Annotated in this window: 14 protein-coding genes, 1 tRNA gene, 1 pseudogene and 1 riboswitch; of the genes and pseudogenes, 12 read left to right on the top strand and 4 right to left on the bottom strand. The window is 40.9% G+C overall.

Annotated features, from left to right (window positions below):
* Window positions 1-92 precede the first annotated feature (92 nt).
* Window positions 93-755 (bottom strand): annotated as a pseudogene (locus V7K45_RS20650) (alcohol dehydrogenase catalytic domain-containing protein); the annotation flags it as partial.
* Window positions 756-1,472: 717 nt separating this feature from the next.
* On the opposite strand from V7K45_RS20650, the gene V7K45_RS20655 reads away from it, so the two are divergent.
* Both V7K45_RS20655 and V7K45_RS20660 read left to right on the top strand, forming a co-directional pair.
* Window positions 1,473-2,153: a HEAT repeat domain-containing protein gene (locus tag V7K45_RS20655; RefSeq protein WP_335006690.1), complete on the top strand. Its 681-nt coding sequence runs from the start codon at window positions 1,473-1,475 to the stop codon at window positions 2,151-2,153.
* Window positions 2,154-2,225: 72 nt separating this feature from the next.
* Entirely contained in the window at window positions 2,226-2,792 is a 567-nt protein-coding gene (locus tag V7K45_RS20660; RefSeq protein WP_335006692.1) for a phycobiliprotein lyase, read from the top strand.
* Window positions 2,793-3,027: 235 nt separating this feature from the next.
* On the opposite strand, the gene V7K45_RS20665 is transcribed toward V7K45_RS20660, so the two are convergent.
* Complete coding sequence (locus tag V7K45_RS20665) at window positions 3,028-3,531, bottom strand: 2TM domain-containing protein (protein WP_335006694.1); 504 nt, start codon at window positions 3,529-3,531, stop codon at window positions 3,028-3,030.
* A 305-nt stretch (window positions 3,532-3,836) separates the two neighbouring features.
* Between V7K45_RS20665 and V7K45_RS20670 the strand changes: the two genes are divergently transcribed.
* Together V7K45_RS20670 and V7K45_RS20675 are read left to right on the top strand one after the other, a co-directional pair.
* A complete protein-coding gene (locus V7K45_RS20670) occupies window positions 3,837-4,553 on the top strand; it encodes an ROK family protein (protein ID WP_335006696.1) in 717 nt (238 codons plus the stop codon).
* A gap of 729 nt (window positions 4,554-5,282) precedes the next feature.
* Entirely contained in the window at window positions 5,283-5,837 is a 555-nt protein-coding gene (locus tag V7K45_RS20675; RefSeq protein WP_335006698.1) for a peptidoglycan-binding domain-containing protein, read from the top strand.
* 112 nt (window positions 5,838-5,949) lie between these two features.
* On the opposite strand, the gene V7K45_RS20680 is transcribed toward V7K45_RS20675, so the two are convergent.
* Window positions 5,950-8,370 (bottom strand): sucrose synthase, encoded by a 2,421-nt coding sequence (locus V7K45_RS20680; protein ID WP_335006700.1) that lies wholly within the window; start codon window positions 8,368-8,370, stop codon window positions 5,950-5,952.
* A 1,319-nt stretch (window positions 8,371-9,689) separates the two neighbouring features.
* On the opposite strand from V7K45_RS20680, the gene V7K45_RS20685 reads away from it, so the two are divergent.
* Window positions 9,690-11,600 (top strand): filamentous hemagglutinin N-terminal domain-containing protein, encoded by a 1,911-nt coding sequence (locus V7K45_RS20685; protein WP_335006702.1) that lies wholly within the window; start codon window positions 9,690-9,692, stop codon window positions 11,598-11,600.
* Window positions 11,601-11,798: 198 nt separating this feature from the next.
* Here V7K45_RS20685 and V7K45_RS20690 read toward each other — a convergent pair.
* A tRNA-His gene (locus tag V7K45_RS20690) sits at window positions 11,799-11,871 on the bottom strand.
* A gap of 124 nt (window positions 11,872-11,995) precedes the next feature.
* Between V7K45_RS20690 and V7K45_RS20695 the strand changes: the two genes are divergently transcribed.
* The 7 genes from V7K45_RS20695 to V7K45_RS20725 all read left to right on the top strand — a co-directional run bounded on the left by V7K45_RS20695 (window position 11,996) and on the right by V7K45_RS20725 (window position 17,612).
* Window positions 11,996-12,379, top strand: a complete 384-nt coding sequence (locus V7K45_RS20695; protein WP_335006704.1) for a DUF4359 domain-containing protein — start codon at window positions 11,996-11,998, stop codon at window positions 12,377-12,379.
* Between the two features lie 143 nt (window positions 12,380-12,522).
* The gene (locus tag V7K45_RS20700) at window positions 12,523-13,248 is read left to right on the top strand and encodes a sirohydrochlorin chelatase (RefSeq protein ID WP_335006706.1); all 726 of its coding nucleotides are present in this window, start codon (window positions 12,523-12,525) and stop codon (window positions 13,246-13,248) included.
* Window positions 13,245-14,024, top strand: coding sequence for a uroporphyrinogen-III C-methyltransferase (cobA, locus tag V7K45_RS20705; RefSeq protein WP_335006708.1), 780 nt, complete (start codon window positions 13,245-13,247; stop codon window positions 14,022-14,024). The genes V7K45_RS20700 and cobA overlap by 4 nt, the downstream gene beginning before the upstream one ends.
* A gap of 49 nt (window positions 14,025-14,073) precedes the next feature.
* Window positions 14,074-14,245: riboswitch (cobalamin riboswitch) on the top strand.
* 22 nt (window positions 14,246-14,267) lie between these two features.
* Window positions 14,268-14,687, top strand: a complete 420-nt coding sequence (locus tag V7K45_RS20710; RefSeq protein ID WP_335006712.1) for a DUF1636 domain-containing protein — start codon at window positions 14,268-14,270, stop codon at window positions 14,685-14,687.
* 3 nt (window positions 14,688-14,690) lie between these two features.
* On the top strand, window positions 14,691-15,473 hold the full coding sequence (locus tag V7K45_RS20715; protein ID WP_335006886.1) for a cobalt-precorrin-6A reductase: 783 nt from the start codon (window positions 14,691-14,693) through the stop codon (window positions 15,471-15,473).
* A 78-nt stretch (window positions 15,474-15,551) separates the two neighbouring features.
* The gene (locus V7K45_RS20720) at window positions 15,552-16,157 is read left to right on the top strand and encodes a PEP-CTERM sorting domain-containing protein (RefSeq protein ID WP_335006714.1); all 606 of its coding nucleotides are present in this window, start codon (window positions 15,552-15,554) and stop codon (window positions 16,155-16,157) included.
* Window positions 16,158-16,733: 576 nt separating this feature from the next.
* Entirely contained in the window at window positions 16,734-17,612 is an 879-nt protein-coding gene (locus V7K45_RS20725) for an inositol monophosphatase family protein (protein WP_335006716.1), read from the top strand.
* Window positions 17,613-17,649: the final 37 nt, after the last annotated feature.

A 17,649-nucleotide genomic window follows, 5' to 3' on the forward strand; every position in this document is an offset into this window, starting at 1 on the left:
ACCTACATGGTCATTCAGTTGTCAAGGTTATGTACCTTGCGGCTAATCCTCCAAATCCTTATGGATTTTAGTTTCTAGCCAACGATTCGCACATCAAAAGCCAAGTCTACGCCTTCGCCACCAGTCCAATCTAATACCGCTTGTACAAAGTCTGTTTGTTTGTAAAAAATTACATTATCGGCACCGAGTTCTTTAACGAAATTAGCTTTTTCTTCAGAACCCACGGTGGTGGAAACAGTAGCACCTTTGAGTTTCGCCAATTGAATTGCTACATGGCCAACACCACCAGCACCCGCATGAATCAAAACCCGTTCCCCAGGTTCTAATCGTCCTCGTTCATATAAAGCTTCCCAGGCGGTGATTAATACTAAAGGCGCTGCTGCTGCTTCGGCAAAGGAGATAGAGGCGGGTTTACGTGCCACAAACCGTTCATCTACAACGGTATATTCAGCGTAATTTCCTTGGTGTGCGCCTAAGCCACCATAGCAAAAATATACTTCATCACCTACGCGAAAACCCTGGACACCAGCACCGACTGCTTCAACAATACCCGCACCATCACATCCTAAAATTGTCGGACTGCGATCGGGGTAGAAACTGCCTCGACTACGAAGTTTAGTGTCAATGGGGTTAATGCCAGCCGCCACCAAACGCACTAAAAGTTCAGTATTCCCTACAGGAACACCAGGGTTTGGCACATCCTGTACTTGCAGAACTTCGGGACTGCCAGCTGCTGTCATCAAGACTGCTTTCACAACTCTTTCCTCCTGGCTTTAGATGCACTTTCTTATGCAACTTTAACGTAAGAGGGTGGACACAAAGCTATGTTTGAGGGAAAAGTGCGATTTTTGGCGAGAAGGCGCGATCGCCCTACATCTACATTAGACTTCTTGCATAAGTCGGGAAAAGGGAAAAGGTTCTGTATTATCCCCTTCCCCTTTAACCTTTACCCTTTTCCCCTCTCTTGCAAAAAGCACTTTTGCAAGAGGTTTATTCAACAAAAAACTGGCTACTGAAGCTTTGAAGATGATCGATTATTCCTTAATTACTGCTAGTAGTCTGCCAACCCAAAAATGCGCTTTTTCAGGCTGGGGAAAGGGGAAAGGAAGCCTGCGGCAGGGAAAAGGGGAAAGGGTAAGCGCCTTCTGGTGCGATCGCTGTGCGAACGGCGCAGGGTAAAGGGTTAAATTCTTCCCTTTCCCCTCTTGATTTTCCTTTTTCCTTTCCCCTTTGCCCTTTAACCTTTTCCCCTCTTGATCTTCCCTTCCCCCTTACCCCTTACCCTTTACCCTGCCAAGTTCACTTGGCGAACTGCTAGATTCAATATATATTCTCACGTAAGTAATATTTGTTTATTCTTCATTCATAATTGAGCCATTTTGTAAAGTCGCCAAACTCCTACTTCACGATGGTGACAGCCTGATGAACAGATCGGGTAAATTAAGATAAGTAAAGAAAACGCTTTGAACTAAATGGCAGCTCTAAGCTTACAAGAAATTTCTACTCAGTTAGAAAGTCCGAATTTACGCGATCGCATGGTAGCCCTTGCTAATCTGCGTCACGTTGCGGCTGAGGATGCAGTACCTTTGATTAAAAAGGTACTAGACGACGAATCTTTGCAACTGCGATCGATGGCAATATTTGCCCTGGGAATCAAGCCAACACCAGAATGCTATTCTATTTTGGTAAAAATTCTCGAAAATGACCCCGATTATGGTATGCGTGCTGATGCCGCTGGTGCTTTAGGATATTTGGGTGATGCCAGAGCCTTTGAGGTGCTTTCACGGGCATTTTATGAAGATACTGACTGGCTAGTACGTTTTAGTGCAGCTGTTTCTCTAGGTAATATTAAAGACCCCCGTGCCCGTCAAATTCTTATTCAGGCATTGGATAGCAAAGAAGTAGTATTGCAACAAGCTGCAATCTCTGCACTGGGAGAAATTCAAGACATCGAGTCTGTAGATAAGATCCTGCGCTTTGCCCAATCAGATGATTGGTTGGTGAGGCAGCGTTTGGCAGAAGCCTTGGGAAATCTTCCCACTCCCAAGAGTGTCTCAGCTTTAAAATACCTGGAAAAAGACAATCATTTCAACGTTGCTGAGGCAGCCAGAATTGGCCTCAAGAAGCTTGAGGAAATAGGCAATCAAGCTTAATATTAAAGCCTCCTGTTACCTTTTAATAATTAAGTGGGAATTTTAGCATTTTGATGCAGGGTAATTTCATTCATGAATATTGAAGAGTTTTTTCAGTTAAGTACTGGTAAATGGTTTTCTCATCGTACTAGTCAACATTTGGCTTTTAACCAATCGGAACATAGCAAGTCAGATATCATCATTGAGGCGCTGGCATTAGATCGTCCAGAAGTTATCAAGCTGTGTCAAAGTTACAACATTAATCCAAGTTCTGCTTCCTGTGCTACCAAAATTACCTGGAACGGCACAATGGATAAGGATCAAGCAAAACACACTGGTTCAACTGTGTTAGTTTCGGTACCCGATGCGGATAATCCAGCCCAAGGCAGGTTACTCCGAGAAATAGTTGATGCCAATAAAACTCCAGTTCCCGGACGCTATAAATTTGACAGTGATGGTGCTTTAATCCTAACTACAGAGGATGAAACCATCTTCTCAGAAGAACGGCTGTGGTTTGCTAGCCCTAATTTGCGAATGCGGGTAAACGTCCTCAAAAGTTTAGGCGGATTTAGTATTACTTCCTTCACTTCTGAGATTCGTATGGGTGGCTTTCCACCAGCCGAGAAGGTTTCCGAGGCGGCTAATTCAGTATCTAGTTAAGTTCGATCGCAAAATATTCCCCCCCGTTTCTGGCTATGGTGTACACACAAGTCAAATTACCCCCCTTAATCCCCCCTTATAAAGGGGGGAAACGAGAAATCCAGTTCCCTCCCCTTTATAAGGGGAGGGTTAGGGTGGGGTAAAACCTTGGGTTTTTCAGCTATTTCAGACTTGTCTGTACACCGTAGCCGTTTCTGGGGGGAATTAAGTAGAGATGGGTTAGGGAAAATTTTGATTAAGCCTGTAATACCTTAAACCACTTATTCAAAACTGTGCTGATGGTTTTCTTAATCTGATGGTTGCGGCTCCATTTTTGGAATGCCATTTCATACTCTTCACCTTTGATTTGAAAGGTATTCCAGACATCAAGCGCTACAGGTAATCCGCAGAATAGTAAAATGTACAGCGACCAAGAAATTCCGCCACCTGTGATTAAATCAAGTAGTATCAAAAAGCCATTGAAAATTGCATATTTGCTTAGGCGTTTCTGAAATCTTCTGATGCGGTAGGCGTCAAAAGCTTTTCGTTGTTGGAGTTGCCCCTGTTGTGCTACCCAATCGCGTTCTGCTAATTTTAAAGACTCAGGTGAAATTTCTAACTCAGCAGCAATTTCTAATATATGCTCATAAGAAAATTCAGTGTCTTTATCATCTGCTTGACGAGCGATCGCTAAGTGCAGAATTTGTTGGACATCTTCTTGGCTATACGAGCGGATGCTTTGAGGTTCAAACGCCGTCATAATTCTTTCTCTTATATTACTTTTAATAGAAATTTGCTGCCCGATAGATTTTAAGCAGCTACGCTAGTACTATTTCCATTATTCTTAGATTAACAAATCTAGATGCTGTCCGGCATCGAATGTATGGGATTTTTAACTTTGGGCATAGGGTAAAGAGGCAGAGGGGCAGGGGGGCAGAGGGAAAAATTTACTGCATCTGCACACTCCCCACCAATATAAAGACTCTCCAAACATCCAAGATATTATCAAATGCAGCAGAGCATAATTAATAACGAAATAACAAGCATTAACAAGGATGTAACTCAATGGTTGAAGAAAATGGATCGATTCGTACCCTATCAGTTGATATTGGCGGTAGTGGCGTTAAGGCTATGGTTTTGGATATTACGGGGCATCCTTTAACAGAAAGAGCGCGTTTAGATACACCTCAACCTGCAACACCGGAGGTTGTAATTAATGCAATTGTAGTGTTAGCTGCGGCTCAAGGTGAATTTCATCGCGTTTCGGTCGGTTTTCCCGGTGTGGTACGATGTGGAGTCACGGAAACAGCGGTAAACTTACATCCAGATTGGATCGGATTTGATTTGGAAACAGCATTATTAAAACACTTAAATAAGCCTGTACGGGTGATTAATGATGCAGATATGCAGGGATTTGGTGCGATCGCAGGTAAAGGTGTCGAATTAGTGATTACTCTGGGTACGGGGTTTGGTTCGGCTTTATTTGTGGATGGTAAGCTGGTGCCAAATATGGAAATGGGGCATCATCCGTTTCGCAAAGGAGAGACTTTTGAGGAGCAGTTGGGGCGTGCAGAGTTAGAAAAAATTGGTGAGAAAAGATGGAATAGGCGTTTAGAAAAAGCGATCGCATCCTTGCAACATCTGTTTAATTATGATTACCTTTACATTGGTGGTGGTGAAGCTGTGAAAGTGAATTTACAGCTACCGTTAAATGTTAAACTCATCCCCAATATCACTGGTTTATTAGGTGGTATTGCTCTGTGGCGAGATGAAAAAAGATAAAAAGTTTTTCAATATCCACAACTGAGAGTAGTAAGCGATATCTAAGGGCGGCCTACGCCTACACACTTTCTGAGTAAGGTGCATTCTTTCTCAAAGTTTCAAAATGATATAAAAATTAACACAGATTAGACAAGAGAATTGCACAAATATTATGTTAAGTGCTTCTGTGTAATTTTTTCATCTAGTATCTAAACTTTAACTCAAATTCCATACCGTGCAACAAGGTTGTGCGGTTTCATTCTTTTGAGGTAAAAGTGTGCGCTTTTCGAGAATAGCTTGAAAAAGCGACATAAGTTGCAATTGATAAAAAGTTTATCACTCCCTGTAAAATAGAAAAAAGTATTTGAAATTAAGAGCTTTTAATCAATAGTTAAAAAACTGCCTTGATGAATTCAGTAGTATTTTTACTGGCAGTAGAAACATGATAAAAGCAACATCAGCATCCCAAGCATGAGCTAAATATAACTAGGTAAATTTGTTTGATGGCATTCCCTGGCGATCGTATAGTATGTTATTGTCTAAACCATTGATTTAGATAGTATGTCTGATAACTTGATGGCTTGATTAATGATATTAATCTGATTAAATGGAATCGGGGGTGAGCAAATATGAACATGAAAATATTATCTGGAAAAATTAGTACATAACTTTTTTATTTGGTCAGTATGTACTATCCCGGACAGTAACTGTTGATTAAAAGAAATATTGGTTGAAGTAAAATAAACGAAAATGAATGAAATTGGCCTGATGATGACGGGCGTGTTAACAATAAGACATGTATCTGGGACTAATTTGCCACAGCAGCAATTATTTCAGATGGAAAATGACGTAAACCAGTCAAAACAGAGTCAGTTAGAGATAGCTGCTAAAGTTACGCCACCTGAATTTATGCAGACAGATGAGATTTCCCAAGCTTCTCTTCCAGCGCTGAAATTAGAAAAAGAACACATACTTCAAAAAATTAGCAAAAAGAATCTGGGACTAGTTTCTTCTAACTTAGGTAAGCCTAAGAAATCTTTTCAGTCTGAAGCTAAAGTCCGTACAAAGGCTACAGGACGGTTTCAGAAGTTTAGTAGCCAACCTCTACCGACTCTTTATTTCGGTAGTTCTGGTATTGCTGTCAGAGCCTTACAACAGTTATTAGTGTCTAACGGTTATGCTGTGAGAGTAGATGGAATTTTTGGCGCACTAACAGAGACTGCTGTCAAAGCCTTTCAAAACCAGCAAAATTTAGGTGTAGATGGAGTAGTTGGTCAACGAACTTGGAGTGCGTTGACAATTTAGTTATTTGTTGATTGTCCTTAGTCATTTGTCTTTAGTCTTTAGCTAATGACAAATGACGCCACGTGCTGAACTTGGGGAGACCCCAAGGCCGCAGTGGCTCACAAATGACAAACTAACGGTACTGATGCTGCTCTAATAGCTGTTGCGCTCTTGGCTTGTAAATTAAATAGAACAAAGCCTCAATATAGCGCAATAAATCTTCCCGATTTTCCTTTGAGGTAAAGTTCCAGAAGCCATAAATCCGTGCTAGTGATAACAGCTTGCTAGTGTGAATTTTCCAAGTATAGGTGCTGTAAACTCTGTCAATCCCTCGTTGGGAAATTTCACTCCAATAGTTAGGGTTTTGTTCGCATTTTGTGATGAAATCCACAATTTTATTGGCTGTCTCTTCTAAATTCGTTGGGTTAATTAAAAAGCCATTCACCTTATCTTGAATAATCTCTAATGGCCCGCCAAACTGTGTAGCAAAAGTCGGTAATCCTGAAACCATTGCTTCTAGAATTGTCAAACCAAAAGCTTCAAATAAAGCTGGTTGTACAAAAATTCCCTGATGATCGGCAATGACTCGGTAAATTTCACCGGAATCGGTTTTGGAGAGGCGCACACCCAACCAACGAATTTTACCGTGGAGATTGTACTGGTCAATTATTTGGTAGAGTTTGATAATTTCGTCGCGTTCTTCGTTGTCGCCTGATTCTTCGACGCGTAATTTGCCGGCTACCAAAATTAAGTTGCAATGCTCTTGTAGTTCTTTACTTTGACCATAACATTCAGCTAAACCTGTGAGGTTTTTGATGTGGTCGAGACGCGCCATTGAGAAAAGAGGGCGCTTGTTGGGATCGTCGAGTTTGCCAAAGATTTGCGTGGGGTCTTCCAGAGTAAAGAGTGTTTCTGCAAGGCGTTGGCGATCGCTCTCTACCCGGTCTTTATTTCGGGTGTAAGGGAAGTAATTATTTTCATTTACTCCCGGTGGTACGACATTAAATTTGGGACTAAATAATTCAATGCCATTGGTAACATGATACAACTCCGGCATAGTGAAGCACTTATAAGACTCGTACTGTCCCACACTATCCGGTGTCCCGACAATTTCTTGGTAGGTGCTGCTAATCACAAAATTGGCAGCATTCATGGCAATCAAATCAGCTGTGAATTGCAAGGAAAAATGATATTTCTCCTCTAATTCTTGCCAGTAAAGGTTACTGAATAAGTATTTAGATTTTTCCAAAGCATGGGCAACATTGCATTGAGTAACTTTCAGCCGTCGTGCCAACAAGAATGCTATTAAATTCCCATCAGTATAGTTTCCAACTATTAAGTCAGGTGTGCCGTGAAATTCTGCCCGTAGTTCTCTTTCGGAATCAATGGCGAAAGTTTCTAGATAAGGCCAGAACTCAAACCGAGAAATCCAGTTTTGAGTCATGTTAGGATTAAAATCCCGTAAAGGGACTCGCAAAATCCAGGCATTTTCGGTACCGAGGACTTTTTCTAGCCGTTGATTACAAAGAGTGCCATCACTATTGGGAATCAAGCGGGTGAGAATAATTACCTTTGGCTCGACATTTAATTTCTCTAAACCCGCAAGCAAGACATCTTCTTGTAACTGCTTCTCTAGGCTCTTTGCCTGGTCAAGGACGTAAACTACCTGACCGCCGGTATCGGGACGCCCTAAAACTCCCTCTTGCCCAAACCAACCGTGAGCTGACACCAGGACGATTCTAAAAATCATCGGGACACGAGAAATGAAGGCTTCTAGGGTCTGAGGATCGGCAGAATCAATCAATTCATCGAGAATACTTAAAGTTTCCCGCACTCGCGCTGCGGTGTTACCCCAACCCGGCTCAAAACCCATTGACTGCAATTGGAAGCGGAATTGTTCGTAGGGTTCATCTTCGGGGCGATTATTAACAAAACCGATCGCTTTCTTAACTTGCTCGGAAAGTTGCTGCTGTGATTGAATGCGATCGTTAAGCAGCAGTTGCACGCCGTTGTAGTGGTGCAGGCGCAAGAAATTCAATAAGCTGTCCAGCAATTGTTTGGAGTCTTGAAATATTTTGCTGGATAAATAGCGATTAAGAAATTGTACCCCTTTACCAATATTTTTGGGGTCGCGGATGACTGGGGTGTAGTCATAAAACGGGCCGAAGTCCAATTCTAGCAGGTCGCCTTCGTTGGGATGATATTTGTTTACCAAGCGATCGCGCAGATCCAACAAATCCTGCACCGTCATCGGCTCAATGCTTAAGTCTGATGTCAACCAATAAACTTCTTGGCTGGCAATCTTAGAACGGATGATGAAACAGAAGTTTGAGTCTTCCTGAATAATTTCCTGAGTATAGTAAATGAGTTTGCTTAACTCCGAGGAAGTGTAAAAGGCTTCAGGTTTTTGGGACTTGGAGCAATACTCACTATATACATTGAGTATGTCGTTCCGCAGCAAGTACTTCTTTTCTTGTTGGCGTAATTCACTAAGAAAGGAACGTAAATCACTTCTTTCTTCACTATCTAAGACTGCTTGAAGCAATTCAGACATAGCAACTCCACTAAATGACGATGTTTGCATTGTTAACTTTCTAGGCAAGACAAATAAGCCTCCACCTTTTGTTAGACATATATAAACACGAAACAACACAGATAAATTATATTTACCTGTGTACCTACAAGTATCAACTTTTCAGCAGGCACTTAAATCATGTTCTACTTTACTTAAAGTATCTATGACTCAGTATTTTTGGATCTCACTAAAGGAATACAATTTTTATTTCTTTTGATAGAGGTTACTAAATAACTGCATAATAATATTTTGGGCACAAATTATCACGCCCTTAATTGCTTAATGTAATCTTTACTATATCATTTATTTGCGTATATTTTGATTATCAGCACATACAGGAGAATTCTTCATTCGAGAGCCGGAGACGTTTCTGTTGCTTTGGTCAGAATAGGCTGCACTAACTAATAGAAGTAAAATAGGCTTTGAGACTTAGCCTGTATAGTTCACCAACTTGAAATCTGCTGGATACAAGGTAAATAATTTCAAAAATAAAATATGATTCCTATATTGTGTTAATTTGGAAATAATTGATATTATTGCTATAATTAATTGTAAAATGATAGTAACAAAAGTTAATGATTTGCTGAAACTTTAACTATTTATTTAAACTTAAATAAATTAAAATAAATTTTTGTTCAATAACAGACTAATATTTATTGGATATAGTTATAATTTGGACAAAAGTTGTTTAAGTTTGGTCGATTTATATGGCTACCAATACGGATAAAATAACAGCTTCTGACCACAGTATAGGCAACATTTTGATTATGTCTTTACTTGCTTTCTGTGGGCTGACTTTGATCGTTCTTATAGGCATTTTTTAAAATTCAAATGTGCGTTCAAAAAGTTCTAAGGCTAGATTCCCGAATTTTCTAAAATTTCGGGAATTTTAATATGAAAGAGCTTTAGTTAGAGGTTGTTTGAACCTACACTCTCAGGTTGAATGTCAAGTGGTGGTATTTTCAAGTCTAAGTGAATAAAAGTATTGATGGCATTTGCAAATGAGCAAACAAATACCGTCTATTGAAACCCCATATATAGACCATCTGGGGATGCGATCGCAGGCACGGGCAATTTCTAGGGTGGTTTGCGTCGAATGCGTTGCCCCGTCCAAAACTATTAGGTCATAACATCGGCGTGCTTCATTCTAAATAGAACAAGTCGGATTTCTTTGCACGTATTATTTCGCCATCTTCAATATGAACCAGAACTGAAGGTATTAACCTGACGAACACTAATTGTGGTTAACTCAAAAAAGAGTTCATCTGTTACAAAGCTTAGGGGGTAGGATGTTTGGGATGACTACTCATTGGTGTTTGGGAATTGCGATGGGAGGTGCGATCGCTTTGGGTGCAAATTGTGCTTCTGCTCAAATTAGCTCAGATAGTACTCTGCCTAATAATTCCATCGTTACACTAGATGGCAACACCCTCAATATCACAGGGGGAACGCAAGCAGGAAGTAATTTGTTTCACAGCTTTAGCGAGTTCTCTGTTCCTACTAACGGTGCTGCTTCCTTTAATAATGCTATAGATATTCAAAATATCATCACTAGAGTAACGGGTAGGTCAGTCTCTAACATTGATGGGTTGATTCGCGCTAATGGTAGCGCTAACTTCTTTCTAATAAACCCGAATGGGATTATATTTGGTAAAAATGCAAGGCTTACCATTGGCGGCTCTTTCTTGGCAGGTACGGCAAGTAGCCTGACATTTGCAGATGGCTTTGAGTTCACTGCAACTGCATCGCAAACAAGGCCCCTCCTGACTGTAAGTATTCCTATTGGCTTGCGATATGGATCAAATCCAGGGAGTATCCTTTATCAATCTCAGGATTTAGAACTGCAACCAGGTAACACTTTGGCGTTAGTGGGTGGTGATGTGAGTTTTGATGGTGGGATAATGTTTGCTCCTAATAAGCTAGTCGAGTTAGGAGGTTTAGCCACAGAGGGAACGCTAGGATTAAGTTTAGATGGTAACAGACTACAGTTGAGTTTTCCCAATAGTGTAGCGCAATCTGATGTTTCCCTTATTAATGCTCTAGTTTATGGTAATGACATTAATATTAATGCTAAAACACTTTTAATTGATAAAGATAGCCTTATCTGGGCTGATGGAAACATTGGAAACATATCGATACAGGTTAGTGGCTCTGTTTTTTTAAAAGATAGCACGGTACAGGCAGGTAGAAATTTGTTGGTGCAAGCTAGTGACTCTGTTTCTATTACAAGAGATAATTACTCTGTTTTTCGTATAGAAGACAACACATACATAACAAAGACAAATAATATTACTGCTGAAAATGTTCATATCCAAGCACGCTCTGTTTCTTTAAATAATGGGTCTGGAATCATGGCGAGAAGAAGAGATGCAACAGCAAGAGGCTTACTTACAGTAAAAGCGAACCAGATTAATTTGGATCAAGGATGGCTTGATGGCGATGATATTGTGTTGCAGGTAAAAGATTTAATACTGATGCGTAATTTCAGTAACATAGACGTTTATAACTATAAAGATAAGGGCGGCAACATCAGAATTAATGCACCACACGGCTTTTTTGTTGCCAGTAATAATAGCGATATTGATGCCAATGTATTCTACGGGAACGGTGGGAAGATAACCATCACCGCCACTGGCATTTTTGGCTTAAATGTACCTAATCGAAAAGACGTAATATCCTCAGAACCTTCACTAATAGGTGATGTATTCGTCAACGATGGCAAACCATATAATATATATATCTCCTCATCTATGCTGCCTACAAATGATGTTACGGCGTTTTCGGAGCAAAATCCCTTTGCAAGCGGTATAAAAACTATTAATACACTTGGTATTAGCCCAAGATTAGTAGATATGCTACCCACAAATCTGGTTGATACTTCCCAGCTACTTGATACTAGCTGTAACTCTAGAAGCAAGCAACAAGCTAGTTCATTTCTCATCACTGGACGTGGCGGTTTACCCCGCAATCCCTATAACTTTCTTTCACCTAATGCAGTTCTGGTAGATTGGGTCACGCTCAATCCCAGCACCAGAAACCGCAAGAGTCTACCTGTTACCATCAAACCTACTACTGCTACGCCAAAACCCATTGTAGAAGCTACTGGGTGGGTGATGAATGCAAAAGGGGAGTTGGAACTTACAGCGAATGCACTCACCAAACCTCATGGTTCATGGCAGAATCCTGTATCTTGCCGTGCTGCTTCTTAGATGTTAATGTCCGTTTTAGAATACTCAGACTATTTAAGGATGAACTTGGTCACGACTTTAGGATTGCAATCGCCAGTCCGTAAGTCTATAAAGCTACAGATCGCATATCTTTATCCTTGTTAAAGTTATGATTAGAAGGATTTACACCATCTAACCCACCTTCTACAGGAGTGTAGATATTAATATGAAATTATGTAGGGCGAACGATGGGAATCGAACCCACGAATGGTGGTACCACAAACCACTGCCTTAACCACTTGGCTACGCTCGCCATTCAACAATTTGAATTATAGCAACAATTTGGCAAGCGATCAAGAGTTTTTGTTCAAGGAACGGACTTAGTTGATTTAGAGTCTCTGAAATCTAACAATTACAATGAATTTTACTTGGCAAATATGAAACCATTGACCATCATCGCGTATACTGGAGCAGCAGTAGGACTCGCCGCCTTGGGTGTGACAATGGCGAAAACCAATCCCAGTCAGGTTGAATATGAAGAATATGCAGTTCAACGGCTGACAAAATACTTAAAGACCGATGTATGTAAAAAAACTACGAATATTATTGAAAATTTAATCCGTTTTAATTGTGATAAGTTAGTTGACTCGGCTAACCCACAAATCCAAGAAATTATTGCCAAGACCACAGAAAGGCAAGATTTCCTGATTTTTAGCATTTACCGTACAGATTTAAAAATAAACTCTTGGATACCTTCGTACAAATTTGAAACGGTAGGAGCTTTCGATCAATTTTATACTTACACTGCCGAAGAACAATAAGTTAAAAAGTATGGGGAGAATATAAAAGTGATTAAGTATACTTCTATTTAGTAATTAATAATAGTTTCAATAATTACCAAAGTACTTATTATCCCCAGCTTAATCTTAAATAAGAGTAGTAACTAAGAATTCAAGCTTTACCGATGTCATCTGCCTATCTACTACTATCTCACGGAAGCCGCGACCCGCGCCCAGAAATTGCTATGCAGCAACTAGCTAGGCTGATATGTCAGAAATTGTCAAGCGAACATTTGGTTGGCATCGCTGCTTTAGAAATGAGTCCTCAGCCTTTACACGAGCAGATTCAACAATTTGCTAAAAGCGCTTTTGGCGATTGCCCACTGTCTCAAAATGAAAATCGCCTCAAAATTGTACCGCTATTTCTGCTGCCGGGAGTGCATGTGATGACAGATATTCCTGCCGAAGTAGCACTCGCACAACAGGCTGCTGGTCAAGATATCATCATTGAGTTGGAACCATATTTAGGCTCTCACCCCAATTTAGAGAAATTGCTGGCAAAACAAATAGCTGCTATAAAAGCAGAAGCATGGATTCTATTAGCTCATGGTAGCCGTCGTCCAGGTTCGCAAAAAACTGTGGAAGCAATGGCGGCGAGTTTAGGAGCAGTTGCTGCTTATTGGGCTGGGCTTCCTAGTTTAGAATCACGGGTGAAAGAATTGGTAGATGCTGGTTATCGAGAAATTGCAATCTTGCCATACTTTTTATTCGCTGGTGGAATAACCGATGCGATCGCCACCTCAATAGAAGAGCTAAAATTACAATTTTCTGCGGTGAATTTCCAACTGGCCAAGCCACTGGGAGCAAGTGCAGAATTAGCCGAGCTAATTTGGGATTTAACAGAGAGATGAACCGCACAGAAAAGCAGGAGAACAAGTATTTGGGAAAGGTTTATTTAGTAGGTGCGGGGCCAGGAGATCCAGGATTAGTTACCCTGAAGGCGAAAGGATTGCTGGAATGTGCAGATGTAGTGATCTATGATGCCTTGGTCAGTCCGGCAATTCTGGCAATGATTAATCCTCAAGCCGAGCAAATTAATGCTGGAAAACGTGCGGGGAGACATTCGTTATTGCAGTCAGAAACAACTCAATTGCTGATTGATAAAGCGCAGGATAATGCAATTGTAGTGCGGCTCAAGGGTGGCGATCCCTTTATTTTTGGTCGCGGTGGCGAAGAGATGGAAGAATTAGTTCAAGCTGGAATATCAACGGAAGTTGTGCCAGGTATCACATCGGGAATTGCAGCAGCAGCATACTCAGGTATTCCTTTGACGCATCGGCTGTATAGTTCGTCAGTGACATTTGTAACTGGTCATGAAGCTGCGGGTAAGTATAGACCGCAAGTAAATTGGAGTGCGATCGCTCGCGGTTCCGAAACCATTGTAATTTATATGGGAATTCACAATCTGCCTTATATTGTGGAAGAATTAATTACAGCTGGGTTGAATTTAGAAACGCCAATTGCTTTGGTACGCTGGGGTACGCGCCCAGAACAAGAAGAATTAATTGGGACATTGGAAACAATAGTCACACAGGTAGAAGAAACTGGATTTAGTGCGCCTGCGATCGCAGTTATTGGACAGGTAGTAAATATGCACAGTATTTTGTCTGTTTGTCGTCCAGTTTGATGGTTGACAAAAAACCTATTGTTTCGTATTTTCCGATAACCCTAGTGTACGATCGATAAGGTGATTCGGTTCTGGTGGGAGTCAGCTACCAGAGGTAACGGGGAAAGTTCGGTGCAAATCCGGCGCTGTCCCGCAACTGTGAACCAATGTGAGATTAAAGAACTAGATCGAAAATCTCAAATTGAGTGAGTCAGGATGCCCGCCGACATAGATTGATTAGTTTCACATATCTGCGAGGTACAGATGACTACGACTGTAAATATTTCCCCAACTACTCCAATGGAAGTTGCTGAACATACTTTATTTGTTTGCAAAACCTGTGCCAGTGTTTGGCAAAATGGAAAACGCTTAGGTGAAAGTGGTGGTGAAAAACTTTTACACCAACTTCAGCAGCTTGCACAAGATTGGGAGTTACGAGATCGATTCCCGATTCAGGAAGTTGAATGCATGAGTGCTTGTAATCGTTCTTGTGTAGTTGCCTTTAGTGCCAAAGGCAAATTAACATATTTATTTGGTGATTTAGCCGTTGATGGTAGTGCCTCTGCGGTACTGGAATGTGCTAGTCAATACTATGCTAAAGCAGATGGTTTACTACCTTGGTCAGAGCGTCCAGAAGCTCTGAAAAAGGGGATTTTAGCAAAGATTCCACCGTTATCTATCTAAATGATGCGCGTTTTGATTTTAGGTGGGACGGGTGATGCAGCAGAACTAGCTGCCAAAGTTACGACTATCCAAGGGTTAGAAGTAATCAACTCTCTAGCTGGCCGCACCCGCGAACCGTCAGTACCGCTAGGCGATTTGCGGGTTGGAGGCTTCGGCGGTGTGGCTGGATTGGCTAGCTATTTGCGAGTCATGGAAATCGACTTGTTAATTGATGCAACCCATCCTTTTGCTAGTCAGATTTCCTTCAATGCGGCAGATGCGGCAACGGAAGTTGGAGTACCCCGTCTGATGTTAATCCGTCCGCCTTGGGAAAAAGTAAGTGGCGATCGCTGGATTGAAGTTGATAGTGTTGCAGCCGCAGCAACAACCCTGCAAAATCAGTCACAGCGAGTATTTTTGACAGTTGGTAGACAAGAACTGGCCGCTTTTGCTCATCTGGAGAAAATTTGGTTTTTGATGCGGATGATTGACCCTCCTGGCAAAGATGCTTTAGTACCACCGGGAATGGTATTGTGCGATCGCGGCCCTTTTACCCTCAATAATGAGAGACAAATTCTGATTGAGAATAACATTGATACCATCATCAGCAAAAATAGCGGTGGCGATGCCACAAAGCCCAAGATAATTGCAGCGCGAGAACTGGGCGTAAAGGTTGTGATGGTCAATCGTCCAGCTGTACCGCCAGGAGAGCAGGTTAATAATGTTGATGCTGCTTTGGCGTGGTTATGCTCCCGCGTAGCCCGCACTTCGACAAAGCTCAGTGACCACCGTAGGCATCGCTGCTAAATAATATAGGCAAAATTGATAATACGATCTTTCCTAATTTCCGTATAATACACGGGAACGATCGCAGTTACGACTTCCATGAAAAATCTAGTTCTATCTGCCATAACCCTCGCCACCACATCTGGATTAGTTTTCGGGACAATGCCAGCAGCTTCTGCTTTAAGTTGGAATTGGAATTATTCTGGTACTGGCATTGCGGCAAATGGTACTTTCACTACTAATGACACCCCTAACGATTTGGGTTTTTACCTGATTACTGGAATTACTGGTACGCGAAATGGTGAAACAATTACTGGTTTGCAACCCGCCGGGACTCCAATACCAGGAAACGAACCTTTTGATATTGATAATTTAATTAGCCTTAATACTCAGCAGTTAACGGATAAGGGTTTTGCATATTCCACTTCGGCAGGAAACTATTCTAGTCCATTTTTCGCGAGTTTTTTGCCGACACCAGGTTATTTAGAGGTATTTTCTGCGCCGCCCATCATACCAGGTTTTGAAAATTTAGGATTAGAAGATAGTGAGTTACCTATTAGTTTTTCTGCAACCATAGTCACTGTTCCTGAACCCACTTATATCCATAGCCTGCTCATTCTTGGTACTCTTGTTGGCGCACCCTCATTACTCAAACGCCACAATCTATCCAAATTTACTCAGAAGAAACTCGAAAAAGTTTCCTAAAACCATTAATAAAAATTCAAAATTATAGCCTTACAGGGAAGCAAGCTACGCGTAGCGTCTTGTAGAAAAGAGATTTGCAGATAGGAATTTAAAGCCCGATTGTAGCTTGCTTTTTGTAGGGTAATACCATTTTAGATTTTGGATTTTGGATTGGGAATTGCCTTGTGGTGCGTCTGGCTTGATGTGAATCCATCTGTCGCAATCATTTTTCAAAATGGTATAACTTTAGCTAAGTACAGTTTTGCGTAAAAGCGTAGCGTTTTTAATGTAGGGGAACGCATTAACAACACAAGCCGCCGCATTAACAATACAAGCCGACGCATTAGCATTGTAGGGTATGGTCAAATTTAATTTGCGATGAATTAATGAAATATTGTCCTAAGTGTTGACATTCGGTCTTAAACCCTTAAATTTACTAGAAAAATTGCGATTTTTCTATGGTTCATTGAAACATACAGATTAAAGTAATATAGCAACGGTGGTATCATTGCATCCAAATGATACCGTAATTTTGTCTAGATATAGAATTCTATCGCCCAGATGACGGTAGATTATTTCTAAAAGGAGTTTGCTGCAATGTCCACAACACCAACTACTCGATTAATTTTAGAGACTTTACTCCCCCATCTCAAAGTAGCAGCAGCCTATGCCCATTTTCTACAACCAAAAATTGCTGCACTTCCTGTCAAAGAACAAGCAAACAACTTTTTTAGTGCCGCCCTTACTGATGCAGATGTGGCTATTCAAAATCTGGTAGAAGTAGTATTATTAGGCACTTTTCCAGATATTCGCTTTTATGGTGAAGAATATGAAAGTTCTAATAATACCAAATATTTTCGCGCTACCGAACTCGGTTCAAAAGGTGATTACTTAGTAACACTTGATCCGATTGATGGCACAAAGTTTTATATGGATGGACATTCTAATTACCAAATTATTCTCAGTATTCTAAATACGGATGACTTTGAAGCAGTAATTGCCATTTCTCCTGCCCAAAACATTTATTTTTACGCCCTTCGAGGTGAAGGTGCTTTTAAAGGCACGCTAGACATGAACTTAGAAGCCTGTGCCCCATTAGATATAACATCTGCCAAACCTTCTATTTTATTGGGATGGGGAATGAATTCCATCGCACATTTATTAAAAGATCGATATAAAGTAATCGATATAGCGAATGATTACTCTAGTGATATTCAAATTCCCAATCTCAATGGTATTCTCAGTGGCGATTTGAGTGGAGCAATCATTAAATCGGGCAAATTTCTTGATAGTGCTGCACTCGCTTTTATTGCAAAAGAGGCTGGCTGGATTGTAACTACTTTAGACGGTTCGACTTTACCGCCACTGCATACTTGTCAAAACTATAGTATGCCTGGATTGATCGTCGCTGCCTCAAAATCTGTTCATCAAGATTTATTAGAAGCGATGGGAAGCTTTAGGAGTAATGAGTGGTGAGTAATGAGTAATGAGTAATGAGTAATGAGTAATGAGT

The organism is Nostoc sp., from assembly GCF_036917375.1.
Taxonomy (GTDB): Bacteria; Cyanobacteriota; Cyanobacteriia; order Cyanobacteriales; family Nostocaceae; genus Nostoc.